Origin of the sequence: Streptomyces aurantiogriseus, assembly GCF_014649375.1 — a bacterium.
GTDB classification, from domain to species: Bacteria; Actinomycetota; Actinomycetes; order Streptomycetales; family Streptomycetaceae; genus Streptomyces; species Streptomyces aurantiogriseus.
In genome coordinates this window covers 612,670-634,308 of sequence record NZ_BMSX01000003.1, presented here as the reverse complement: position 1 = coordinate 634,308, position 21,639 = coordinate 612,670, and the positions used below count along the sequence as shown (strand labels likewise).

General features: G+C 71.4%; 22 protein-coding genes. 9 read left to right on the top strand and 13 right to left on the bottom strand.

Going from position 1 to position 21,639, the window contains the following annotated elements; genetic code table 11:
* Positions 1-61: 61 nt before the first annotated feature.
* Together IE263_RS09460 and IE263_RS09455 are read right to left on the bottom strand one after the other, a co-directional pair.
* On the bottom strand, positions 62-703 hold the full coding sequence (locus IE263_RS09460) for a DUF6758 family protein (protein ID WP_189934251.1): 642 nt from the start codon (positions 701-703) through the stop codon (positions 62-64).
* 247 nt (positions 704-950) lie between these two features.
* On the bottom strand, positions 951-1,535 hold the full coding sequence (locus tag IE263_RS09455; RefSeq protein WP_189934249.1) for a suppressor of fused domain protein: 585 nt from the start codon (positions 1,533-1,535) through the stop codon (positions 951-953).
* 521 nt (positions 1,536-2,056) lie between these two features.
* On the opposite strand from IE263_RS09455, the gene IE263_RS09450 reads away from it, so the two are divergent.
* Together IE263_RS09450 and IE263_RS09445 are read left to right on the top strand one after the other, a co-directional pair.
* Positions 2,057-3,175, top strand: a complete 1,119-nt coding sequence (locus IE263_RS09450) for a magnesium and cobalt transport protein CorA (protein ID WP_189934247.1) — start codon at positions 2,057-2,059, stop codon at positions 3,173-3,175.
* Between the two features lie 23 nt (positions 3,176-3,198).
* On the top strand, positions 3,199-3,720 hold the full coding sequence (locus IE263_RS09445) for a hypothetical protein (RefSeq protein ID WP_189934245.1): 522 nt from the start codon (positions 3,199-3,201) through the stop codon (positions 3,718-3,720).
* A 54-nt stretch (positions 3,721-3,774) separates the two neighbouring features.
* Here IE263_RS09445 and IE263_RS09440 read toward each other — a convergent pair whose 3' ends face one another.
* Positions 3,775-4,533: a hypothetical protein gene (locus IE263_RS09440; RefSeq protein WP_189934243.1), complete on the bottom strand. Its 759-nt coding sequence runs from the start codon at positions 4,531-4,533 to the stop codon at positions 3,775-3,777.
* 235 nt (positions 4,534-4,768) lie between these two features.
* On the opposite strand from IE263_RS09440, the gene IE263_RS09435 reads away from it, so the two are divergent.
* Genes IE263_RS09435 through IE263_RS09425 form a run of 3 tightly spaced genes read left to right on the top strand, consistent with a single transcriptional unit; the run spans position 4,769 to position 7,815 of the window.
* Positions 4,769-6,052, top strand: a complete 1,284-nt coding sequence (locus IE263_RS09435) for a magnesium transporter MgtE N-terminal domain-containing protein (protein WP_189934241.1) — start codon at positions 4,769-4,771, stop codon at positions 6,050-6,052.
* Positions 6,042-6,638 (top strand): DUF1003 domain-containing protein, encoded by a 597-nt coding sequence (locus IE263_RS09430; RefSeq protein WP_189934239.1) that lies wholly within the window; start codon positions 6,042-6,044, stop codon positions 6,636-6,638. The genes IE263_RS09435 and IE263_RS09430 overlap by 11 nt, the downstream gene beginning before the upstream one ends.
* A gap of 43 nt (positions 6,639-6,681) precedes the next feature.
* Entirely contained in the window at positions 6,682-7,815 is a 1,134-nt protein-coding gene (locus tag IE263_RS09425; protein WP_189934237.1) for an Mrp/NBP35 family ATP-binding protein, read from the top strand.
* 75 nt (positions 7,816-7,890) lie between these two features.
* Here IE263_RS09425 and IE263_RS09420 read toward each other — a convergent pair whose 3' ends face one another.
* From IE263_RS09420 to sigE, 5 genes are all read right to left on the bottom strand, one after another.
* The gene (locus tag IE263_RS09420) at positions 7,891-8,550 is read right to left on the bottom strand and encodes a hypothetical protein (RefSeq protein WP_229910866.1); all 660 of its coding nucleotides are present in this window, start codon (positions 8,548-8,550) and stop codon (positions 7,891-7,893) included.
* A gap of 170 nt (positions 8,551-8,720) precedes the next feature.
* The gene (locus tag IE263_RS09415; protein WP_189934233.1) at positions 8,721-9,161 is read right to left on the bottom strand and encodes a sec-independent translocase; all 441 of its coding nucleotides are present in this window, start codon (positions 9,159-9,161) and stop codon (positions 8,721-8,723) included.
* Positions 9,162-9,361: 200 nt separating this feature from the next.
* Positions 9,362-10,969, bottom strand: coding sequence for a S1C family serine protease (locus IE263_RS09410; protein WP_444545094.1), 1,608 nt, complete (start codon positions 10,967-10,969; stop codon positions 9,362-9,364).
* Positions 10,970-12,034: 1,065 nt separating this feature from the next.
* Entirely contained in the window at positions 12,035-12,994 is a 960-nt protein-coding gene (locus tag IE263_RS09405) for an anti-sigma factor family protein (protein WP_189934231.1), read from the bottom strand.
* Positions 12,991-13,701: an RNA polymerase sigma factor SigE gene (sigE, locus tag IE263_RS09400; RefSeq protein WP_189934373.1), complete on the bottom strand. Its 711-nt coding sequence runs from the start codon at positions 13,699-13,701 to the stop codon at positions 12,991-12,993. The genes IE263_RS09405 and sigE overlap by 4 nt, the downstream gene beginning before the upstream one ends.
* Before the next feature lie 235 nt (positions 13,702-13,936).
* Here sigE and IE263_RS09395 point away from each other — a divergent pair, with 235 nt between their 5' ends.
* Positions 13,937-14,635 (top strand): O-methyltransferase, encoded by a 699-nt coding sequence (locus IE263_RS09395; protein WP_308430597.1) that lies wholly within the window; start codon positions 13,937-13,939, stop codon positions 14,633-14,635.
* 127 nt (positions 14,636-14,762) lie between these two features.
* Here IE263_RS09395 and IE263_RS09390 read toward each other — a convergent pair whose 3' ends face one another.
* Positions 14,763-14,930 carry a DUF3117 domain-containing protein gene (locus tag IE263_RS09390; RefSeq protein WP_003966491.1) on the bottom strand — a complete coding sequence of 56 codons (168 nt, stop codon included), beginning with the start codon at positions 14,928-14,930 and terminating at the stop codon, positions 14,763-14,765.
* 362 nt (positions 14,931-15,292) lie between these two features.
* On the opposite strand from IE263_RS09390, the gene chcB reads away from it, so the two are divergent.
* Positions 15,293-16,096 (top strand): 2-cyclohexenylcarbonyl CoA isomerase, encoded by an 804-nt coding sequence (chcB, locus tag IE263_RS09385; RefSeq protein ID WP_189934229.1) that lies wholly within the window; start codon positions 15,293-15,295, stop codon positions 16,094-16,096.
* A 19-nt stretch (positions 16,097-16,115) separates the two neighbouring features.
* On the opposite strand, the gene IE263_RS09380 is transcribed toward chcB, so the two are convergent.
* Both IE263_RS09380 and IE263_RS09375 read right to left on the bottom strand, forming a co-directional pair.
* Complete coding sequence (locus IE263_RS09380; protein ID WP_189934227.1) at positions 16,116-16,700, bottom strand: DNA-3-methyladenine glycosylase I; 585 nt, start codon at positions 16,698-16,700, stop codon at positions 16,116-16,118.
* Positions 16,697-17,062 (bottom strand): DivIVA domain-containing protein, encoded by a 366-nt coding sequence (locus tag IE263_RS09375; protein ID WP_189934225.1) that lies wholly within the window; start codon positions 17,060-17,062, stop codon positions 16,697-16,699. Before IE263_RS09375 ends, IE263_RS09380 begins: the two co-directional genes overlap by 4 nt.
* Positions 17,063-17,187: 125 nt before the next feature.
* Between IE263_RS09375 and folP the strand changes: the two genes are divergently transcribed.
* Positions 17,188-18,048: a dihydropteroate synthase gene (folP, locus tag IE263_RS09370; RefSeq protein ID WP_189934223.1), complete on the top strand. Its 861-nt coding sequence runs from the start codon at positions 17,188-17,190 to the stop codon at positions 18,046-18,048.
* A gap of 401 nt (positions 18,049-18,449) precedes the next feature.
* On the opposite strand, the gene IE263_RS09365 is transcribed toward folP, so the two are convergent.
* On the bottom strand, positions 18,450-19,208 hold the full coding sequence (locus IE263_RS09365; RefSeq protein WP_189934221.1) for an LOG family protein: 759 nt from the start codon (positions 19,206-19,208) through the stop codon (positions 18,450-18,452).
* Positions 19,209-19,312: 104 nt separating this feature from the next.
* Positions 19,313-20,392, bottom strand: coding sequence for a succinyl-diaminopimelate desuccinylase (dapE, locus tag IE263_RS09360; protein ID WP_189934220.1), 1,080 nt, complete (start codon positions 20,390-20,392; stop codon positions 19,313-19,315).
* Positions 20,393-20,486: 94 nt separating this feature from the next.
* Here dapE and IE263_RS09355 point away from each other — a divergent pair, with 94 nt between their 5' ends.
* Entirely contained in the window at positions 20,487-21,470 is a 984-nt protein-coding gene (locus IE263_RS09355; RefSeq protein WP_189934218.1) for a VldE C-terminal domain-containing protein, read from the top strand.
* Positions 21,471-21,639 lie beyond the last annotated feature (169 nt).

Here is a 21,639-nt window from a genome sequence, read left to right as displayed (position 1 = left end):
TGCCCGCGGACACCCACCGCCCCGAGGCACCCCGCATCCCCCGGCCCGAGCCGGCGGAGCGCTACGGCTTGATCAAGCGCGGCGACAGTGCCCCGCACGGCACCAGCTCCACCTCCGCGCCCGCGTCCCGCAGATCCGTGAGCACCAGTTCGTCGTACATCAGCAGACCGGCCGGCTCGGGCCACACCACCGCCCACAGCCACAGCCCCCGTGCCTCACCGGCGAAGACGGCGCGGTCGTCCGGGACGCCGGAGACATGCCAGAGCGGGGTCGGACGACCGGCGGCCAGGACCTTGGCCTGGGGCGGCTTCTCGACGTTCATGTACGGGCCGGGGTCCGGGCCGTCCATCCCGGCGTACCGCGCGCCGAGGCCGACACCGAGCTCCTCGGCCACCAGGATCAGCTCGCCCACACCACCGAGCGGACCCGGTCCGGAGCACGCCACGGCGGTGGCACGGCCACCGCTGCGGTCGTCACCGGCGTACGCCACACCCGTGAACAGCCAGCCGACCGGCAGCGGCCACGGCATCCACACCGGCACCTGCGTGCGGTGCACGACGACACTGAGGGCCTCGACGCTGGGCGGGATCACGGGCTGCAGCGGATGCACCGTCCCGTGCACATCGCACTGCCAGGAATCGGCGAAGAGTCCGGGAGCCCTGACCCGGCCACCACACTTCGGGCAACTGGGTTCGCCCCTCATAGGGCCCCACGGTCCTACCCCATCCCGTCCACGTCAAGGACGATCACCCGTCCGGGCGGAAGCCGACAAGTAGGTGTGGCATGCATTAATTAGGCGGACTAATTTACCGATCGCCTTCATGGGCAGCGGACCGCCGACCTGGTCCCGCCGCCCACGACCCAGGGACTGAACACCCCGGCCGGGCACAGGCCCGTCTTCGCCAACTGATGCTTTTCGGCCACCGATTGGTGACCTTCCTCACGCGACGTCAGTCCAGCGGGACGGATTTCCGGGACGGATCCCTGAGGTCCGTCCCGTTCGTCAGCCAGCGCTCCTGGAGGGCCTGGGCGCCGTGCACACGCTTCCAGGCGGCCTCGTTCGGAGTCATCGGAAGCAGCGGCAGGAAGCGGACCGGGTCGAGGGGCTCGTCAAGCTCCAGGTCCTCGACCAGACCGCCCGGCTCGGCGACCAGCACCGAGGTGAACGGCGCGCCGGGCCACAGCGGTTCACCGACGTCGAGGGAGGCGCCGGGCGCCACGATCACACCCTCGACCTGCGGAGACGCGGCGAGGACGGCCAGCGGGCGCAGCACCTTGTCGGTGTCGGCGAGGCCGCCGCGCACGGACAGGACCAGCTCGGCGCGCGGGCCCTTGACCGGGTCGGCGAGCATCGCGGTGGGGTCGCTCATCGGCTGCGCGGACATGCCGAGCGTGGCGTAGCGGATGACGTCACCCTCGCGAAAACGCAGTACCTCGACGCGGTCCGTACCGAGGAAGGTGACCGCGGCGCGGGCATCCGGCTCACCCAGCGCGGTGCGCAACCGGGCCTCGACCAAAGGGAGAACATCAGCCATGTCGCGAGCATAGAACTCGTCAGTACCGGGCAAAGCAGCGCCTTGACACTTCAGTCGGCTGATACTCTTGCCCGGTGCTTCGGGGCAGCACGCAGAAGCGTCGCGATCAAGCCCCGACGCCCAAGGGATTCCCTTACGGGGGACCGGCAGGAGGAGGTGGGGCTGTCATGGATCGAAGTCGACCGTGCAGTACCACTCGCTCTTCCCGCCGCTGATGTAGCTCTGTGGCTCCGGCTGACCGCCGCCTCTCGCGCTCGCGTCTTCACACGGAAGAGCACTTCGTTTCGTTTTACCGGATCCGCCTGATCTCTTCGATCAGCCTGATCCGATCCGCCTGATCCGATCGGGCCGATCCGTCCGATCTGAAGCAGTAGCTGAATCAGTAGCGAAACCCGCCACCGCGACGGTGCGGTGCTCCCCGCTTTGTGGACGTGCCAAACATCCGCACTCAGGACGTCCCCATTCCGGGTAGTTCCATCCGTCGCCGGCGCCTTTCGTTGCCTGTCGCGAAGGAGCCTGCCATGTCGATGATCCGCGACCTGCGTGCCGTGGTCCGCCCGTCCCGTCCCTCCCTGCGCAAGGACCACGGCGGCGCGTACGACACCACCCGCGACCCCGCCACGCCCTCGGCCATCGTCGACTGCGCCGTCTACCGCGACGGTGCCCGCGTCCCGAGCGCGGTGCCGCTCACCCCGCACGAGGCGATGCGCCAGGTGCGGCGCGACGGGGGCTTCGTGTGGATCGGGCTGCACGAGCCGACCGAGTCCGAATTCGCCGGTATCGCCAGCGAGTTCGGGCTGCACCCGCTGGCCGTGGAGGACGCGGTGCAGGCCCACCAGCGGCCCAAGCTGGAGCGCTACGACGACTCCCTCTTCACGGTCTTCAAGACCATCCACTACGTGGAGCACGACCAGCTCGACGCCAACAGCGAGGTCGTCGAGACCGGCGAGGTCATGTGCTTCACCGGCAAGGACTTCTTCATCACCGTCCGGCACGGCGGCCAGGGCTCGCTGCGCGCGCTGCGCCACCGTCTGCAGGACGACCCCGAGCTGCTCGCCAAGGGCCCCTCGGCCGTGCTGCACGCCATCGCCGACCACGTCGTCGACGGCTACATCGCGGTCGCGGACGCCGTGCAGGACGACATCGACGAGGTGGAGACCGAGGTCTTCTCGCCGGGCCGCAAGGGCAGCCCACGCGGCACGGACGCCGGCCGGATCTACCAACTCAAGCGTGAGGTCCTGGAGTTCAAGCGCGCGGTGTCGCCGCTGCTGCGCCCGATGCAGCTGCTGAGCGAACGGCCCATGCGGCTGGTCGACCCCGACATCCAGAAGTACTTCCGGGACGTCGCCGACCACCTCGCCCGCGTCCAGGAGCAGGTCGTCGGCTTCGACGAGCTGCTCAACTCGATCCTCCAGGCCAACCTCGCGCAGGCGTCCGTCGCGCAGAACGAGGACATGCGGAAGATCACGTCCTGGGCGGCCATCATCGCCGTACCGACCATGGTGTGCGGTGTCTACGGCATGAACTTCGACCACATGCCGGAGCTGCACTGGAAGTACGGCTACCCCGTGATCATGTCGGTCACGGTGGCCCTCTGCGTGGGCATCCACCGCACGCTCAAGCGCAACGGCTGGCTCTGAAGGCGCCTGGATAGGCTGGAGCCATGACACGCGAGCTGCTCGACCAGGCCCTCGTCGAGGAGGCCACCAAGAAGTCCGGCCTCATCTGGGTCAAGGCCGCCGGTGTCCCGGCCGCGCGGGCGCTGTGGCACGTGTGGCACGAGGGCGCCGCCTGCCTGGTCGGCGACGGGCCGGGCGAGCAGCCGCTGCCGGGCCTGGCCGACGGCGCGTCGGCCGAGGTGACCGTCCGCAGCAAGGACAAGGGAGGCCGGCTGGTCTCCTGGACCGCCCGGGTCGTGCAGCTCGCCCCCGGCACCGAAGCGTGGGACGCGGCCGTCGCCGAGCTCAAGGGCAAGCGGCTGAACGCGCCGGACGGCGAGGCCATGACGGCGCGGTGGGCAGCCGAGTGCAGGGTCGTCCGCCTCGAGCCGACGGGTGGCACGCTGCCGCTGCCCGACGGCGACCTGGCGGCGGCGCCCGTGCCGTCGCCGGCCACCACCCGTGAACCGATCCCCGCGGGGCTTCCGCGACTGCTGCTGAAGAAGCGCAAACGCAAGCAGGCGTAGCCGCTGCCGGCGCGAGCAGGAGCAGCCGCGGCGGACAGCCACCCGTTCCCGCCGCTACGACGTAGGCAGCTCCTTGCCGTAGTCCACCGTCTCGCCCTTGGCCGGCTCCTCCAGGGCGAAGTCCTTGCCCCAGGCCGAGAAGGTCAGCGTGCCGGCGCCGCCGGCACGCACCAGGCGCAGCGGGTACGGCTTGCCCTCGAGGGAGACGTCCAGCGTGCCGCCGGAGCCCCCGTCGCCGGTGATGCGGATCGTGCGCACCCCGGCCTGCTCGTGGTGCCCGTCCTTGCCCAGCGAGCCGTGCAGCGTCAGCAGATCGCCGAGAAGGAGGTCCTTGTCCGTGAAGCCACTGAACTTCTTGTACGAGGGGTCGCCGGCCGGCACCTTCACGTACTTGCCGTCGAGCTTGTCCGCGGCCGCCGTGTCCGAGTCGTCGGAACCGGCCTTGCCGTCCTCGTTCTTCCAGAACGCCGCGTCCGCCTTCAGGTACAGCTCCTCACCGACCCGCAGCAGGTGGAAGCTGGCCCCCTGCGCGGTGACCGACCCGGTGCCGCCGTCCGGCTTCAGGCGCATGTCGAGCTTGTACGACTTCCCGCCGGCGACCACGGTCCCCGACAGCCGTACCGTGTCGACCGCGCCGGCGGCCGCCTTCGTCTTCGCCTGGATCTTCTCGGCGGACAGCTTGCCGACCCCGTTCGTGCCCGCGTCCGGATCCTCGCTGCACCCCGTCACGCCCATGCCCGTCACGACCAGTGCGCACATCGCGCCCGCCAGCGCGGCCCGGCGGTGGGTACGGCCCTGGGGAATCGCAGTCACAGAGAAGGCTGCCTTTCTGCGGGGGTGTCCTGAGCGGCGTACCGCAGCGTACCGGGGTCGCCGGGCGCGAGCGGAGCCAGTCCGTCCGGACCGCTCACCAGGGCGTACCCGATCGGGACGGGCTAGCCTGAAGCCCGCAGGAGCGGGCAATCGGGAAAAGAGCCTCACAGGCAACACCCCACCCACCACTGCAGGAACCACCCCGTACGTGCGCGTACGAGAAGGAGGTGCGGCCATGGCCGCGGGCGTCCCCCGGATCTTCGTCTCGCACCTCTCCGGCGTCGCGGTGTTCGACCCCGCCGGTGACCAGGTGGGGCGCGTCCGCGACCTGGTCGTGATGCTGCGCGTCGGGCGCAAGCCGCCGAGGCTGCTCGGGCTGGTCGTCGAACTGTCCACGCGCCGCCGCATCTTCCTGCCCATGACCCGGGTCACCAGCATCGAGTCCGGCCAGGTCATCACCACCGGTGTGCTCAACGTCCGCCGCTTCGAACAGCGGCCCACCGAGCGTCTCGTCTTCGGCGAGCTGCTCGACCGGCGCGTCACGCTCGTCGAGACCGGCGAGGAGGTCACCGTCCTCGACCTGTCGGTGCATCATCTGCTGGCCCGCCGGGACTGGGAGATCGACCGGGTCTTCGTGCAGAAGGGGAGGAAGGCGGGAGCCTTCCGCCGCAGCAGGGGCGAGAAGCTGACCGTGGAGTGGTCGGCCGTCACGGGCTTCTCCCTGGAGGAGCACGGGCAGGGCGCGGAGAATCTGCTCGCCACCTTCGAACAGCTGCGCCCGGCCGACCTCGCCAACGTCCTGCACCACCTCTCCCCCAAGCGCCGCGCGGAGGTAGCCGCCGCCCTCGACGACGACCGCCTCGCCGACGTCCTGGAGGAACTCCCGGAGGACGACCAGATCGAGATCCTCGGCAAACTGAAGGAGGAGCGCGCCGCGGACGTCCTCGAGGCCATGGACCCCGACGACGCGGCCGACCTGCTCGCCGAACTCCCGGAAGCCGACAAGGAACGGCTGCTGAGCCTGATGCAGCCCGACGACGCGGCCGACATGCGGCGCCTGATGTCGTACGAGGAGCACACGGCCGGCGGTCTGATGACGACCGAGCCGATCGTCCTGCGGCCCGACGCCACCGTCGCCGACGCCCTCGCCCGGGTCCGCAACCGCGACCTGTCCCCCGCCCTCGCCGCCCAGGTCTACGTCTGCCGCCCGCCCGACGAGACCCCCACGGGCAAGTACCTCGGCACGGTCCACTTCCAGCGCCTGCTGCGCGACCCCCCGTACACCCTGGTCAGCTCGATCCTCGACGACGATCTGCAACCGCTGGAGCCGGACGCGGCGCTGCCCGTGGTCGCCGGGTTCTTCGCGACGTACGACATGGTCGCGGCGCCCGTCGTCGACGAGGCGGGGTCGCTGCTGGGCGCGGTCACCGTGGACGACGTCCTGGACCACATGCTGCCCGAGGACTGGCGGGAGACGGAGTTCCACCTGGAGGAGGGAGGTGTGCCCGATGGCTCCTGAGCGCGAGAGCGTGCGCACCGAGCGCACCCCGGCCGGCGCCACGGCCACCGGCCGGCCCCGGGCCCGCCTGGACCAGCCGCGCCCGCCCCGGCGCCGGATCCTGCCCGAGTACGACCCGGAGGCCTTCGGACGGCTGTCGGAGCGCATCGCCCGCTTCATCGGGACCGGGCGGTTCCTCGTCTGGATGACGGTCGTGATCATCGTGTGGATGCTGTGGAACGTCTCCGTACCCCGCGACCTGCGGTTCGACGAGTACCCGTTCATCTTCCTGACGTTCGCGCTGTCCCTCCAGGCCTCCTACGCGGCCCCGCTGATCCTGCTCGCGCAGAACCGGCAGGACGACCGCGACCGGGTCAACCTGGAGCAGGACCGCAAGCAGAACGAGCGGTCCATCGCGGACACCGAGTACCTCACCCGTGAGATCGCCGCCCTGCGCATCGGACTCGGCGAGGTCGCCACCCGCGACTGGATACGCTCCGAACTGCAGGACATGGTGAAGGAGCTGGAGGACCGGCAGGACGGTCACCGCGGCCACGCCGTATTCCCGGCAGAACGGTCACGGGGACGTGACGCAGACGACCGCTGACGGGCTTTCCTACGCCCCGGTACGGCGCCGTACCATCGTCTCTATGGCTACGGAAGACGCGGTGCGCGAAGCACTGGCGACGGTGAACGACCCCGAGATCAACCGTCCCATCACCGAGCTCGGGATGGTCAAGTCGGTGGACATCGGGGCGGACGGAGCGGTCGCGGTCACCGTGTACCTGACGGTCTCCGGCTGCCCGATGCGCGACACGATCACGCAGCGCGTCACCGAGGCGGTCTCCCGGGTCGAGGGTGTCACCCGCGTCGACGTCACGCTCGACGTGATGAGCGACGAGCAGCGCAAGGAGCTGGCGTCCGCGCTGCGCGGCGGCCAGACCGAGCGTGAGGTCCCCTTCGCCAAGCCGGGGTCGCTGACCCGCGTGTACGCGGTCGCGTCCGGCAAGGGCGGCGTCGGCAAGTCCTCGGTGACGGTGAACCTGGCGGCCTCGATGGCGGCAGACGGCCTGAAGGTGGGCGTCGTCGACGCCGACATCTACGGCCACAGCGTGCCGCGCATGCTGGGCGCGGACGGCACTCCGACCCAGGTCGAGAACATGATCATGCCGCCGTCCGCGAACGGCGTGAAGGTCATCTCGATCGGCATGTTCACCCCGGGCAACACCCCGGTCGTCTGGCGCGGCCCGATGCTCCACCGCGCCCTCCAGCAGTTCCTGGCGGACGTGTACTGGGGCGACCTGGACGTGCTGCTGCTCGATCTGCCTCCGGGCACGGGCGACATCGCCATCTCCGTGGCCCAGCTGGTCCCGAACGCCGAGATCCTCGTCGTGACGACGCCTCAGCAGGCCGCCGCCGAGGTCGCCGAGCGGGCGGGCTCCATCGCCGTCCAGACGCACCAGAAGATCGTCGGCGTCGTCGAGAACATGTCCGGCCTGCCCTGCCCGCACTGCGGCGAGATGGTCGACGTCTTCGGCACGGGCGGCGGCCAAGCGGTGGCGGACGGCCTGACCCGCACGACGGGCACCTCCGTCCCCGTCCTCGGCAACATCCCCATCGACGTCCGCCTCCGCGAGGGCGGCGACGAGGGCAAGCCGGTCGTCCTGACCGACCCGGACTCCCCGGCGGGCTCCGCGCTGCGCGCGATCGCGGGGAAGCTGGGGGGACGGCAGCGGGGTCTTTCGGGACTGTCCCTGGGGATCACCCCGAAGAACAAGTTCTGATACGCGTACGACAACCGTGTACGACAACGGGGGCGCCGTCCGGCAGGGACGGCGCCCCCGTTGTCGTGGCGGTGACTACGCGTACTCCGAGATGTCCTTGACCATGGCGAAGCCGAGCCCGTATGCGCTCATGCCTCTCCCGTACGCCCCCACGTGCACCCCTTCCTTCGTCGAACCGGCCAGGACCCAGCCGAATTCGGACTCGCGGTAGTGGAAGGGGGTGGGTACGCCGTCGACCGGGAGGGAGAGGGTGGACCAGTCCGGGCCGGAGAGGTCGTCGGCCAGGACCCAGGCCGTCTCGGTCTGCTGCTCCAGCCAGTCGTCGCGCAGGCTGTGGTCCATCTGGCCGGGCCAGGTGAAGGACAGCAGCCCCACGCCCGCCAGCCAGGCCGCGGAGGACACGGACGTGGCCTCCAGCAGCCCCGTGCCGTCCGCGCTGCGCCGTACGGGGTTGGCGGCGACAGTCACGACGACCGCGAACTTCCCGCGGTCCTCACCGGCCGTCTCGTGCCGTACGGAGGGCTCGTCACCGTGCCCGATCGAACCGTGCTCCACGGCCCCGTCGGCCGCCGTGCCGACCTGCATCAGCCAGCGCGGTCCCGTGAAGGCCTCGTCGAGGCCGTACCAGGGGAAGGGTGCTTCCAGGTAGCCGTCGACCGTGCGCCGGGCGGAGGGGGCCTGTTGTCCACCCTCCGCGGCCGGCGTCTGTTCGACTGCCCGACTCGTCGTCTCCATGTGCCCGGACGCCTCCTCGCTCTCGCCGGACCGTCCCGGCCCGCCCCCCTTCGGGCGTACTCGGCCGGTCCGCACAACAACCAGGCAGCATAGCCATCCTGCTGCCTGGTGAGGGGAAGCCGCCCGGCGCGTGGGGCGTGCGCCCCCTCACACCGGGAGGCGTGGGTGGCTCAGGTGGCGTCCGCGTCGAAGGGCGGGCGGTCGTCCTTCTCCGGCGTCTCGGGCTTCTTCGCCATGTCGACGCGGCTGCCTGAGGAACCCGACGAGGATCCCGAGGAGGACTCCGACTCACGGCCGTGGACCGCGTCGGTGACCTCGGCCATCTCCTTCTTCAGGTCGAAGCCGTTGCGGATCTCCTTCAGTCCCAGATCGTCGTTGTCCAGCTGCTTGCGGATGAACGTCTTGGGGTTGAGGTCCTCGAACTCGAAGTCCTTGAACTCCGGGCCGAGTTCCTGCCGGATGTCCTGCTTGGCGCTCTCCGAGAACTCACGGATCTTCCGGACCGTGCGCATCACGTCCTGGATGACCTTCGGGAGCTTGTCCGGACCGAAGACGAGCACGGCCAGGACGACGATCGTCACCAGCTCGAGCGCACCTATGTCATTGAACACCTGAAGCTCCTTGCGATGTCCGCGGTCCTCGGCCCTCGGTGGTCAGTTCGGGTCTTCCGTGGTCCGGGCCGGGTCCACGGTACCTGTCGCACCTGTCCGACCGGTACCGTCCCGAGGTGTCCGAGTGCGTACGGGCGACCTGTTTTTCGCGTTGTTTGCCTAGTGGAGCCACGATTCGGCCCTGGCCTGTGAGGTTTCTGTCAATCGGAGGAACCGAGCACCAGGGAGAGGGTGCGTTCCTTCCCGTCGCGCTGGATCGTCAGTTCCAGGCGGTCGCCGGGACGGTGGGCGCGGGTCTTGACGATCAGCTCCTCGCCGGAGTGGACGGGCCGGCCGTCGACCTTGGTGATGACGTCGCCGGCCTGGATGCCGGCCCGGTCGCCGGGGCCGCCCGGGGTGACCGGGGAACCGCCGTCGCCGCCCTTGGTGCCGACGCGGGCGCCGTCGCCGGAGTAGTCCATGTCGAGGGTGACACCGATGACCGGGTGGGTCGCCTTACCGGTGTTGATCAGCTCCTCGGCGACCCGCTTGCCCTGGTTGATCGGGATGGCGAAGCCCAGGCCGATCGAGCCGGCCTGGCCGCTGTCGGAGTCGGTGCCGTCGGCGGCGGAGCGGATGGCGGAGTTGATGCCGATCACATGGCCCTGCGCGTTGAGGAGAGGGCCGCCGGAGTTGCCGGGGTTGATGGGCGCGTCGGTCTGCAGTGCGTCGACGTACGACATGTCGCTGCCGTCGCCGCTCTCGCCGCCGGCCGTGATGGGCCGCTCCTTGGCGCTGATGATCCCGGAGGTGACGGTGCCCTCCAGGTCGAAGGGGGCGCCGATGGCGACGACCGGGTCGCCGACCTGGACGTTGTCGGAGTTGCCGAGGTACAGGGGCTTCAGCCCCTTCACTCCGGTCACCTTCACGACGGCGAGGTCGTAGCCGCTGTCCCCGCCGACGACCTCGCCCTTGGCGGTCTGGCCGCCGTTGAAGACGACCGTTATCTCGCCGCCGGATCCGGCGGGCTCGACGACGTGGTGGTTGGTGAGGATGTGACCGAGCGAGTCGAGCACGAAGCCGGTGCCGGTGCCGGACTCCTCGGTGCCGCTGACATGCAGGGTGACGACGCTGGGCAGGGCACGGGCGGCGATGCCGGCCACGCTGTCCGCGGAACGCCCGGTGGGCTCCGCGGAGGCCTGCGGCAGCTCCACCCCGTCGAACCCGCCGTTGCGCTCCAGATACACGCCCACGGCCCCGCCGAACACCCCGGACACAAGAGCAAGGGCCATGGCCCCGCCGACAAGCTTCTTCCGCACCCGCTTACGCCGCTGCCCCTCCGTGAGCACGGCGGCGCCGGTCTGGTGAAGGGGGCCGGCGGGGGCGGACCAGGGGTCGTAGCGGTGCCAGGGGTTGCCGGGAGAGGCCGGCGGTACGGGGACGGGGACGGTCGACGCAGGGCCTCCACCCGCGGCTGCCGACCCGGGCGGGACGCCCACGCCGGGCACAGAAGCGGTCGCGCCGGGCACAGGGGCGGATACGGCGGGCGCAGACGCGCCGGGCACGGGGGCAGATACGGCGGGCGCAGACACGCCGGGCACAGGGGCAGATACGGCGGGCGCAGACACGCCGGGCACAGGCGCAGATACGGCGGGCGCAGACACGCTGGGGCCAAGGGCACCAGGAACGGGCACAGCGGGCGCGGACGTGCCCTGGGCGGGCGATCCGGGGGCGGGCATGCCCGGGACGGTCGAACCGGGGGCGGACATGCCCGGGACGGTCGAACCGGGGGCGGACATGCCCGGGACGGTCGAACCGGGGGCGGACATGCCCGGGACAGGCGAGCCAGGGACGGGCGTGGGCACGGCAGCGCCCTGGGCCGGTGTGGCCGTCGCCGGGTGCTGAACGGGCGGTGCGGGGGCCCAGGGGCCCGGCTCGCCGTACGGCGGGGTGCTGTAGGGGTCGGGGTCGTGCAGGGGCTTGGGACGTTCACCCGCGACCGGCGGCAGGGTGACGGCCTCGGGGACCTCCCCCGTGGGCACGGGCACGGACTCGGCCAACTCGGGGGGCTCCTGCGCGAATACCGGCGCATCCGCCGCCACCGGCTCAACGACTTCGCCCGCCGGAACCGACCGCGCCACCTCAACAGGCCCCTGCTCCGACACCGGCACACCCGCCGTCACAGGCTCACCAACCTCACCCGCCGGAACCGACCTCACCACCTCAACACCCCCCTGCTCCGACACCGGCATATGCGCCGACACAGGCTCACCAACCTCACCCGCCGGAACGGACCGCGCCACCTCAACAGGCCCCTGCTCCGACACCGGCACACCCGCCGACACAGGCTCACCAATCTCAGCCGCCGGAACCGACCGCGCCGCATCGCCAGGCCCCTCCCCGGACACCGGCTCAACCGCCGCCGGAGGGTGGGCGGCGGGCTCACCGGAGGAACCCACCGTCGGCTCGGGCTGCTTCTCCCTCTGCGCCGCGGCCTCTGCCTCTACCGCTGCCTCTGGAGGAACACCCTCACTCAGCGGCCGGCTCAGCTCATAGTCACCGTCGTCACGGCCACCCTCGGCCGTGACGACGGGCCCACCCGCGCTCTCCTCCACCTCCGGCCCGACCGGCCGCGCCAGTTCGAAGTCGCCCTCGGTGTCCTCCCGGCCGCTCTCCTGCCCGCCAGGGCTCTGCGGTCGAGGCCGGCTCCACCACTTCGCCTTCGTGGGCTTCCCCTCGTTCATGCTCTCCCCGCACTCGGGCCCCGTCGCGGCATGCCTCGTCGGCGGGGGGCCGCAGCTCGTCGAACTCCGCCTCCGCGCCCGGCCGCCGGGCTCGGGCGCGGTCCTCCCAGGATTCAACCAGGTTCGCGGCGCACCGGCGCCGGGGCCGGGTCAGCGGGCGTTCTGCGGAGAGGCAGAGGTGCTGGGAGCGGAGGTGGTGTCGGGGACGGGCGCGGCGAGCAGGCCGGGCGCTGTGACCTCGGGGGCGGTGGTCCAGGAGGTCAGGGCGATCGGCGGGGTCGTGCCCAGCGGACGTATCAGCGGGGACATGGCGGCGGCGCCGGCCACCACGGGGGTGGTGAGCCCGTGCAGCGTCTGGTCGGCCTGGCTTGCGGCGGAGGCCGGCACTCCGGGCAGCAGCGGCGCGGCGACCTGGGTCGGGGCGACCGGGGTCTCGCCGAGCAGTTGGCCGCTCTGGACGAGCAGCGGCGCGGTGGTACGGCGGCGCTGGTTGTCCGGGGCTGGGGTGGAGCCGGTGCCGGGGGTGCGGGCCGGGGTCACATTGCTGCCGGAGCCGCCGCGGGCGTCCGTGTCGACCGGGGCGCCGGCGTTCACTCCGCCCAGGGCGATCGCGGCCAGCGACACCGCGCCGGCGGCGACGAAGGCGAACCGCAGGCTGCGGGAGCGCTCGGCGTCGCCGCGGCCGACGGGGTGGATACGGAAGCCGCGGTCCGAGGAGGGAGTGAGCACGGAGTCGTGACCCCGCGCGGGGAGGTAGCCGAACTCGAACGGCTCGTCCCGTCTCATTCCGAAGACTCCGGACGCTCCGGGGCGGGAGCCGAAGCGGTCGTCGAATCCTCCCCCGAGCGGCATACCGCCGCCGTCCGTGTCACCTCCCCCGGGGAGTCCCTGGAGACGGGCCAGGAAACTCTCGGAGGGGGCGGGTGGGGCCACTTCCGCGAAGACGTTCTTCAGCCGGCGCTGCGCGTCGACCTCCGCCTTGCATTTGGGGCAGGTCGCCACGTGCGCCAGGACGCGCTCGCGTGTGTCATGACCGAGCTCGCCGTCCACGAGGGCGGACAGTCGGTCGCCGAGGTGCTGCTCTGCCGGGGTAGGACGGGATCCACTCACGCGGTCGCGCCCCCTCCCCCCAGAGCGGGCACACGGGCCATGAAGGAACGCCGCTCCGCGCGTGCCTCGGGCGAGCGATGCGCGAGCGCCTTGCGCAGCTGGGAACGGCCGCGGTGGATCCGCGAACGGACCGTGCCGAGCTTGACGCCGAGGGTCGCGGCGATCTCCTCGTACGACAGTCCTTCGATGTCGCACAGGACGACCGCGGCGCGGAACTCGGGCGCCAGGGTGTCGAGGGCCTGCTGGACGTCCGCGTCGAAGTGGGCGTCGTTGAAGACCTGCTGCGGGGTGGGCTCCTTGCTGGCCAGCCGCTCTGCGGCGTCGTCGCCGAGCGCGTCGAAGCGGATGCGCTGCTTGCGGCGGACCATGTCCAGGAAGAGGTTGGTGGTGATGCGGTGCAGCCAGCCCTCGAAGGTGCCCGGCGTGTAGGTCGACAGGGAGCGGAAGACGCGGACGAAGACCTCCTGGGTGAGGTCCTCGGCGTCGTGCTGGTTGCCGGTGAGCCGGTAGGCGAGCCGGTAGACCCGGCCGCTGTGCATGCTGACGATCTCCTCCCACGTGGGCGGAGTCCACGCCTGCCCGTCCGCGTCGGTGGAGAAGGTCGCGGTCTGGGCGTGGCCGGCCGCAGGACCGGCGGCGTGGCTGTGGTCAGCAGTGTCGTTCACGGATTTCGGCTTGCCCGCCGACCCGAGGAAGCGCCGCAGCACTCCTCCCCGGTCCACAGGTGCAGCCGCACCTCCCCTGTCGGCTCTGGTGGTGTCCAGTGGAGCCCCTACCATAGCCACCTCGCCCGTTAGCTCCGGATAAGCGGTTTTACGAGAATTTGATCTGTGCTGATACGGCTCATACGGCTGCGTCAGCACTTGCTCGGCGTCTCGTCCCTCGTCGTGATCCAACTGTGTCCCCCCGTCGTCTTTCCCACCCCTTCAAACGCCCGGTCCCATCTGCGGGTTCCCGGCGGCAACGGATACAGTCACGCCCAGGCAACCACGGGGACAGGAGAGGGTCATTACCGGCAACCGGCAGACGAGCTGGGCGTTCGCCGACGCCTATGTCGCCGAGGACGAAGCGCTGCGCTGGGCCCGCGACCGGGCCCGTGAGGCAGGGCTGCGCTCGGTGTCGCCCAGCACGGGCGCCGCACTGCGGTTGCTCGCCGCCACCGTGGACGCGAAGGCGGTCGCGGAGATCGGTACCGGCACCGGCGTTTCCGGGATCCACCTGTTGTACGGCATGCGCCCCGACGGCGTCCTGACGACCGTCGACCCCGAGCCGGAGCACCAGCAGTTCGCCCGGCAGGCCTTCCGCGCCTGCGGCTTCGCCAGCAACCGGGCCCGTTTCATCCCCGGCCGCGCCCTCGACGTCCTGCCCCGCCTCGCGGACGCGGGCTACGACCTGGTCTTCTGCGACGGCGACCGCCTCGAGGTCATGGACTACCTCGCTGAATCGTTGCGCCTTCTGCGCCCCGGGGGCCTGGTGGTGTTCGAGGGGGTCTTCGCCAACGGCCGCACGATCGACTCCGGCCCGCAGCCCACGGAGGTCATACGGATCCGCGAGCTGCTGCGGGCGGTGCGGGAGAGCCAGGAGCTGGTGCCGTCGCTGCTGCCGGTGGGGGACGGGCTCCTGTGCGCGGTCAAGCGCTGACCGTGGGGTTCGGTGACCGTGGCCCCGGCCGGGCGAGGCCGTGTCCTTGAGGGCTTCGGGGGCGAAACAGCGGCCCCGGCACCCAAGAGGGCGCCGGGGCGGCTGAAAGGGTATGGTCGCTTGCGCGTCAGCCGACGACCTTCTTGAGGGCGTCGCCGAGCGCGTCGGCCTCGTCAGGGGTCAGCTCGACGACGAGCCGACCGCCGCCTTCGAGCGGAACGCGCATGACGATGCCCCGCCCCTCCTTGGTCACCTCGAGCGGGCCATCGCCCGTCCGCGGCTTCATGGCCGCCATGCTCGTTCCCCTTCCTGAAACCAGCTCACCGTCAAAGCCGACGGCCCGTGAAGGGCACGCGCGGTCCGGGGACACGCGACACCGGCATCGAACACATTGCTTCCAAGCCATTATCCCGCATCTCAGGACCCGATGACCAACATCGGTTGGCATCGCTTGGGCAACGCGCGCGAGCAAAACCACTCAATTCGGCGATGTGACTGCGATACTTCGCATCCGCACGGACTTCCCCCGACCGGAAATCGTCCCGAATTCTTTGACGCAGGTCACACGTGCTGCGCGGTCCCCGTCCTTCATGCTGTCCTTCGGAGACGGGCGTACCGGTCGGTACGCCGCAGCAGCGACACCGGAGGGGACACCCCATGGCCGACACCGTGCTCTACGAGGTGAGCGACGGGCTCGCGACGATCACCCTGAACCGCCCGGAGGCGATGAACGCGCTGAACATCGCGACCAAGGTCGCCCTGCGGGAGGCGGTGCGCTCGGCGGCGGAGGACGCGGCCGTCCGCGCGGTGCTGCTGACCGCCGCCGGTGACCGGGCCTTCTGCGTCGGCCAGGACCTCAAGGAGCACATCGGACTGCTGGCCGCCGACCGGGAGACCGGCTCGGGGCAGACCATGACCACCGTCCGGGAGCACTACAACCCGATCGTGCGGGCACTGACCGAGGCGCCCAAGCCGGTCGTCGCCGCGGTGAACGGCGTCGCGGCCGGGGCGGGCTTCGGTTTCGCGCTCGCGGCGGACTACCGGATCGTGGCGGACACGGCGGCCTTCAACACGTCGTTCGCGGGCGTGGCGCTGACCGCCGACTCCGGCGTCTCCTGGACCCTTCCGCGCGTGGTCGGCCCCGGCCGGGCCACCGACCTGCTGCTCTTCCCGCGCAGCGTCAAGGCGCAGGAGGCGTACGAGCTGGGGATCGCCAACCGGGTCGTTCCCTCCGCCGAGCTGCGGGCCGAGGCCGAGAAGGTCGCGCGGGCGCTGGCCGAGGGGCCGACGGTGGCGTACGCGGCGATCAAGGAGGCGGTGGCCTACGGGGTCTCCCACTCGCTGGCCGAGGCGCTGGAGAAGGAGGACGAGCTCCAGACGCGGGCGGGACAGTCGGAGGACCACGGGATCGCGGTGCAGGCGTTCGTGAACAAGGAGGCGCCGAAGTACCTGGGAAGGTGACCGTCGGCCGGGGCGGGGCTCAGCCCCGCCTCGCCACGCACGTCTCCAGGTGATCGTCGACCAGCCCGCACGCCTGCATCAGCGCGTACGCCGTCGTCGGCCCCACGAAGCGCAGCCCCCGTTTCTTCAGCGCCTTGGACAGGGCCGTCGACTCGGGTGTGACCGCCGGGACGTCGGTCAGGCTCCTGGGGACCGGGCGCCCGGCGGGGTCGGGGGCGTGGGACCAGATCAGTTCGTCCAGCTCACCCGGCGTCCACTCGGCCAGCACCCGTGCGTTGGCGAGGGTGGCGTCGATCTTGGCGCGGTTGCGGATGATGCCCGGGTCGACGAGGAGGCGGGCGCGGTCCTCGTCGGTGAAGGCGGCGACCGAGGCGATCTTGAAGTCGGCGAAGGCGGCGCGGAAGCCGGGGCGGCGGCGCAGGATGGTGATCCAGGACAGGCCCGACTGGAAGGCCTCCAGGCTGAGGCGTTCGTACAGCGCGTCGTCGCCGTGGACCGGCCGGCCCCACTCCTCGTCGTGATACGTCACGTAGTCCGGCGTGGACAGGGCCCAGGGGCAGCGCAGCGCGCCGTCCGGGCCGGCGAGGGCGGTGGCGTCACTCACCGCTGCTCCTCCTGCCGGGGCTTCTCCATGGAGATGTGGGGCTGGTGGGCCTCGTGGGGCTGGGCGCCGGCCAGGGCGGACTCCAGTTCGGCGATACGGGCGTCGCGTTCGGCGAGCTCGGCGCCAAGACGGTTGAGGGCGTCGTCGACGTCCGCCATGCGGTAGCCGCGGGGGGCGAGCGGGAAGCGGAGGCGGTCGATGTCGGACCGGTCGAGGGGGCGGTCCGGGGGCAGCGGGTCGTGCGGCCGCTCCGGGGCGACCTCGGGCAGCGGTCCGGTGCCCTCGCCGCCGCCCACCACGGCGAGTGTCACCGCGGCGACCACGACGGCGAGCGCGACGACCAGGAACAAGAACATAACCATCGGTGGGTCCCCACGCTCGCTGTGCTCGGTGTCGAATGTGTCAGGGTCCGATCGTGCCATGCGGGTGTGACGGTTAGGGTCGCAGGCGGCGGATGTCCAGGACGTACCAGGAAAGGTCACAGGAGATGCTCAGGCTGGGCAGGCGGGAGTTCGGCACGCACGAGCCAGTGATCATGGCGATCGTGAACCGGACCCCGGACTCCTTCTACGACCAGGGTGCGACCTTCCGTGACGAGCCGGCGTTGGCGCGGGTGGAGCAGGCGGTGGCGGAGGGCGCCGCGATCATCGACATCGGCGGGGTCAAGGCCGGGCCGGGCGAAGAGGTGACCGCCGAGGAGGAGGCGCGAAGGACGGTCGGCTTCGTCGCCGAGGTGCGGCGGCGCTTCCCCGACGTGATCATCAGCGTGGACACCTGGCGGGCGGAGGTCGGGGAGGCCGTCTGCGAGGCGGGCGCGGATGTGCTGAACGACGCGTGGGGTGGCGTCGACCCGCGGCTGGCGGAGGTCGCCGCGCGGTACGGGGTGGGGCTGGTGTGCACCCATGCCGGGGGTGCGGAGCCGCGGACGCGTCCGCACCGGGTGACGTACGACGACGTCATGGCCGACATCCTGCGGGTGACCGTCGGGCTCGCGGAGCGGGCGGCGGGGCTGGGCGTGCCGAGGGAGTCGATCCTCATCGACCCCGGGCACGACTTCAACAAGAACACCCGGCACAGTCTGGAGGCGACCCGGCGGCTCGGGGAGATGGTGGAGACGGGGTGGCCGGTGCTGGTTTCCCTGTCCAACAAGGACTTCGTCGGAGAGACGCTGGACCGGCCGGTGAAGGAGCGGGTGGTGGGGACGCTGGCGACGACGGCGGTGTCGGCGTGGCTGGGGGCTCAGGTGTACCGGGTGCACGAGGTCGCGGAGACACGGCAGGTGCTGGACATGGTGGCGTCGATCGCCGGGCACCGGCAGCCGGCGGTGGCGCGGAGGGGGCTCGCGTAGTTTTTCCTCGCCCCCGCCGCCCCTACCCTTCCCGTCCCCAGGGGCTCCGCCCCTTCGACCCCGCCAGGGGGGGGCTCCGCCCCCCTGTACCCCCGGCGGGGCTGCGCCCCTGCACCCCACGCGGGGCTGCCGCCCCGCACCCCGCTTCGGCCCTGAACGGGCCTCGTCCTCAAACGCCGGACGGGCTGAAATGCCCTGACCCGGCGCTCGCCAGGCACCCCCACACGGGCTGGATTGCCCTGCCCGGTGCTTGTCAGGCGCCGCCGGGCGGGTTGAGCGTGAGGCCCGCTTCTCAGCCGACCGAGTCGGGTGGGGGGTGGGCATAGGCCCGGGGGTCCGGGGGCGGAGCCGCCGGTCGGGCGACCCCCACGCCGGTCACCTCAGCCTGCCCGGCCCAGCGGCTAGCGTCCCGCCTCCTTGGACACCAGCGCCACCGCTTCCTGCACGTCGTCCGTGACGTGGAAGAGGAGGAGGTCCTTCTCGGACGCCTTGCCCTGGGCGATCAGGGTGTTCTGCAGCCAGTCGATCAGGCCGCCCCAGTACTCCGTGCCGAAGAGGACGATGGGGAAGCGGGTGACCTTCTGGGTCTGGACGAGGGTGAGGGCTTCGAAGAGTTCGTCCAGGGTGCCGAGGCCGCCGGGCAGGACCACGAAGCCCTGCGCGTACTTCACGAACATCATCTTGCGGACGAAGAAGTAGCGGAAGTTCAGGCCGATGTCGACGTAGGGGTTCAGCCCCTGCTCGAAGGGCAGTTCGATGCCCAGCCCCACCGAGATGCCGCCCGCCTCGCAGGCGCCCTTGTTGGCCGCTTCCATCGCGCCGGGGCCGCCACCCGTGATGACCGCCCAGCCGGCCTCGACCAGGGCGCGCCCCAGCCGCGCGCCCGCGTCGTACTCGGGCGAGTCCACCGGCGTCCGGGCCGAGCCGAACACGCTGATGGCGGGCGGGAGTTCGGCGAGGGTGCCGAAGCCCTCGATGAACTCCGACTGGATGCGCAGGACCCGCCAGGGGTCCGTGTGGACCCAGTCGGAGGGGGCACGCTCGTCCAGCAGACGCTGGTCCGTGGTGCTCGGCTGTACCTGATCCCGCCTTCGGAGGACCGGTCCCAGGCGCTGTTCCTCCGGTGGCTGCTTCTTGCCCTCGGGGTTGCCGGTAGCCATATGAGCTCCCTCCGCTTGCGGGTTGTTCCACCTCAGACTAGATCTACGCGGGTTACGGGCGGGGGACGTCGGCGTGTCCGCCATGAAGTGCCGACAGGGATCCCTCATGCCGTGAGCCAGGCCCGCAGCCGCTCCTCCCCCGCAAGGATCTTGGCCGTCTCCACGCGTTCGTCCCGCTTGTGCGCCAGGTGCGGGTTGCCGGGGCCGTAGTTGACCGCGGGAACGCCGAGTGCCGAGAAACGGGAGACGTCCGTCCAGCCGTACTTGGGCTGCGGGGTGCCGCCCACCGCCTCGATGAAGGCCGCGGCGGCCGGGTGGGAGAGGCCGGGCAGGGCCGCGCCGCTGTGGTCGTCGACGACGAACTCCTCGACCCCGCAGTCGGCGAAGACCTCGCGGACATGGGCGATGGCCTCCTCCGCGCTGCGGTCCGGCGCGTAGCGGAAGTTGACCGTCACGACGCACTCGTCGGGGATGACGTTGCCGGCCACGCCGCCGCTGATGCCCACCGCGTTGAGGCCCTCGCGGTACTCGAGGCCGTCGATGACCGGGTAGCGCGGCTCGTACGCGGCGAGGCGGGCCAGGATCGGGGCCGCCGCGTGGATCGCGTTGGAGCCCATCCAGCTGCGCGCCGAGTGCGCCCGCTCGCCCTTCGTCTTCAGCAGGACCCGCAGGGTGCCCTGGCAGCCGCCCTCCACCTGGCCGTCGGAGGGCTCCAGCAGGACCGCGAAGTCGCCCTTCAGCCACTCGGGACGGGTCTCGGCCACGTGCTTGAGGCCGTTGAGGTCGGCGGCGACCTCCTCGTTGTCGTAGAAGACGAAGGTCAGGTCCCTGTTCGGCGCCGGGACCGTCGCCGCGATGCGCAGCTGCACCGCGACGCCCGCCTTCATGTCGCAGGTGCCGCAGCCCCAGAGCACGCCGTCCTCGTCCAGCCGGGAGGGGACGTTGTCGGCGATCGGGACCGTGTCGATGTGGCCGGCGAGGATCACCCGCTCCGGCCGGCTCAGATGGGTGCGGGCGATCACGTTGTTGCCGTAGCGGTCCACGGTCAGGTGCGGCAGGGCGCGCAGGGCGGCCTCGATCGCGTCCGCGAGCGGCTTCTCGGTGCCGCTCTCCGAGGGGAAGTCGACGAGCTGCGCGGTGAGCAGAGCGGCATCCAGCGTGAGGTCAAGCGGGGTCTCGGCCATGCCGACGACCCTAACGCGCCGACTGTGCGTCGCGCTGGCCCCACCGTTCGCATCTCGCCTCCCCGGTCTCCCTACTCTCCAGTACCTTGTACGGGTGCCAGAGCCGACACCCTCCCCCAAGCGCCGCGGCCGCCTCCTCCGTTTCGGGGCGGCCTGCATGGTCCTGTCCGCCATCGCGGGTTATGTCGTGGTCCAGTACGTCAGCGGCGGCGCGGGCGATCCGGGGTGCAGAGTCGTTTCCTCCGAGGGCACGGGAACGACGTACGAGTTCTCGCCGGAGCAGGCGGTGAACGCGGCCACGATCGCGGCCGTCGGCACCGACCGGGGCATGCCCGAGCGGGCCGTGACCATCGCGCTGGCGACCGCGCTGCAGGAGTCGGCGCTGCGCAACCTCGACCACGGCGACCGGGACTCGCTCGGCCTGTTCCAGCAGCGGCCCTCTCAGGGCTGGGGCACCCCGCAGGAGGTCACCGACCCCACCTACGCGGCCGACATCTTCTACGAGCACCTCGCCAAGGTGCCCGACTACACCGAGCTGCCGCTCACCGTCGCCGCGCAGCGCGTGCAGCGCAGCGGTTACCCGGAGGCGTACGCCAAGCACGAGCCGGACGCCACGCTGCTGGCCGCCGCGCTCACCGGCACCTCGGCGGCCACGCTGACCTGCGAGGGGCGCCCGGAGACCGCGACGGCCACAGGTCCGGACGCGGTGCGCGCGGCGCTCGTCCGGGACTTCGGGCGGAACGCTCTCGAAGAGGCGGGCGCGGAGGTCGACACGGCCGAGGCGGCGGACGTGCCCGCCGCCGAGACCAGCGGGCGGACCGTGACGCTGCCCGTCACCGGCGAGACCACCGCCGGGCGCGACATCGGCGAGCGCGGCTGGCAGCTCGCCCACTGGGCGGTGGCCAACGCCTCGGCCCTGCACATCGAGCGCGTCACATACGCCGGGCGGGAGTGGGTCGCCGGGAACACCGACAGCAAGTGGCGGGCGACCAGGACGGGCGGGACGGAGGCCGCCGGGGCCTCGGGTTCGGCGGCCGGTTCCGGTACGAGCGCGGTACGGATCGTCACCGCGCGGTAGTACGGGTCCTCACCCTCACGGGTTATGTGCGGCGGGTCCGGGATGCCGTGCGGTCAGGTTTTCGCGCCCTCATCCCGGTATCCGCCGAAACCCTTGAGAACAAAGGGCTTCGGGGTTTGGCGGGCTTTCACACCGGATGCTTTTTGCCCCTTTTCATCCGCAGGCGATA

Bases quoted from the DNA above. Each gene is read 5' to 3' on its own strand.
- IE263_RS09460 (WP_189934251.1), bottom strand. From the start codon at position 703: ATGAGGGGCGAACCCAGTTGCCCGAAGTGTGGTGGCCGGGTCAGGGCT.
- IE263_RS09455 (WP_189934249.1), bottom strand. From the start codon at position 1,535: ATGGCTGATGTTCTCCCTTTGGTCGAGGCCCGGTTGCGCACCGCGCTG.
- IE263_RS09450 (WP_189934247.1), top strand. From the start codon at position 2,057: ATGTCGATGATCCGCGACCTGCGTGCCGTGGTCCGCCCGTCCCGTCCC.
- IE263_RS09445 (WP_189934245.1), top strand. From the start codon at position 3,199: ATGACACGCGAGCTGCTCGACCAGGCCCTCGTCGAGGAGGCCACCAAG.
- IE263_RS09435 (WP_189934241.1), top strand. From the start codon at position 4,769: ATGGCCGCGGGCGTCCCCCGGATCTTCGTCTCGCACCTCTCCGGCGTC.
- IE263_RS09430 (WP_189934239.1), top strand. From the start codon at position 6,042: ATGGCTCCTGAGCGCGAGAGCGTGCGCACCGAGCGCACCCCGGCCGGC.
- IE263_RS09425 (WP_189934237.1), top strand. From the start codon at position 6,682: ATGGCTACGGAAGACGCGGTGCGCGAAGCACTGGCGACGGTGAACGAC.
- IE263_RS09420 (WP_229910866.1), bottom strand. From the start codon at position 8,550: ATGGAGACGACGAGTCGGGCAGTCGAACAGACGCCGGCCGCGGAGGGT.
- IE263_RS09410 (WP_444545094.1), bottom strand. From the start codon at position 10,969: ATGTCCGCCCCCGGTTCGACCGTCCCGGGCATGTCCGCCCCCGGTTCG.
- IE263_RS09390 (WP_003966491.1), bottom strand. From the start codon at position 14,930: ATGGCGGCCATGAAGCCGCGGACGGGCGATGGCCCGCTCGAGGTGACC.
- chcB (WP_189934229.1), top strand. From the start codon at position 15,293: ATGGCCGACACCGTGCTCTACGAGGTGAGCGACGGGCTCGCGACGATC.
- IE263_RS09375 (WP_189934225.1), bottom strand. From the start codon at position 17,062: ATGGTTATGTTCTTGTTCCTGGTCGTCGCGCTCGCCGTCGTGGTCGCC.
- folP (WP_189934223.1), top strand. From the start codon at position 17,188: ATGCTCAGGCTGGGCAGGCGGGAGTTCGGCACGCACGAGCCAGTGATC.
- IE263_RS09365 (WP_189934221.1), bottom strand. From the start codon at position 19,208: ATGGCTACCGGCAACCCCGAGGGCAAGAAGCAGCCACCGGAGGAACAG.
- dapE (WP_189934220.1), bottom strand. From the start codon at position 20,392: ATGGCCGAGACCCCGCTTGACCTCACGCTGGATGCCGCTCTGCTCACC.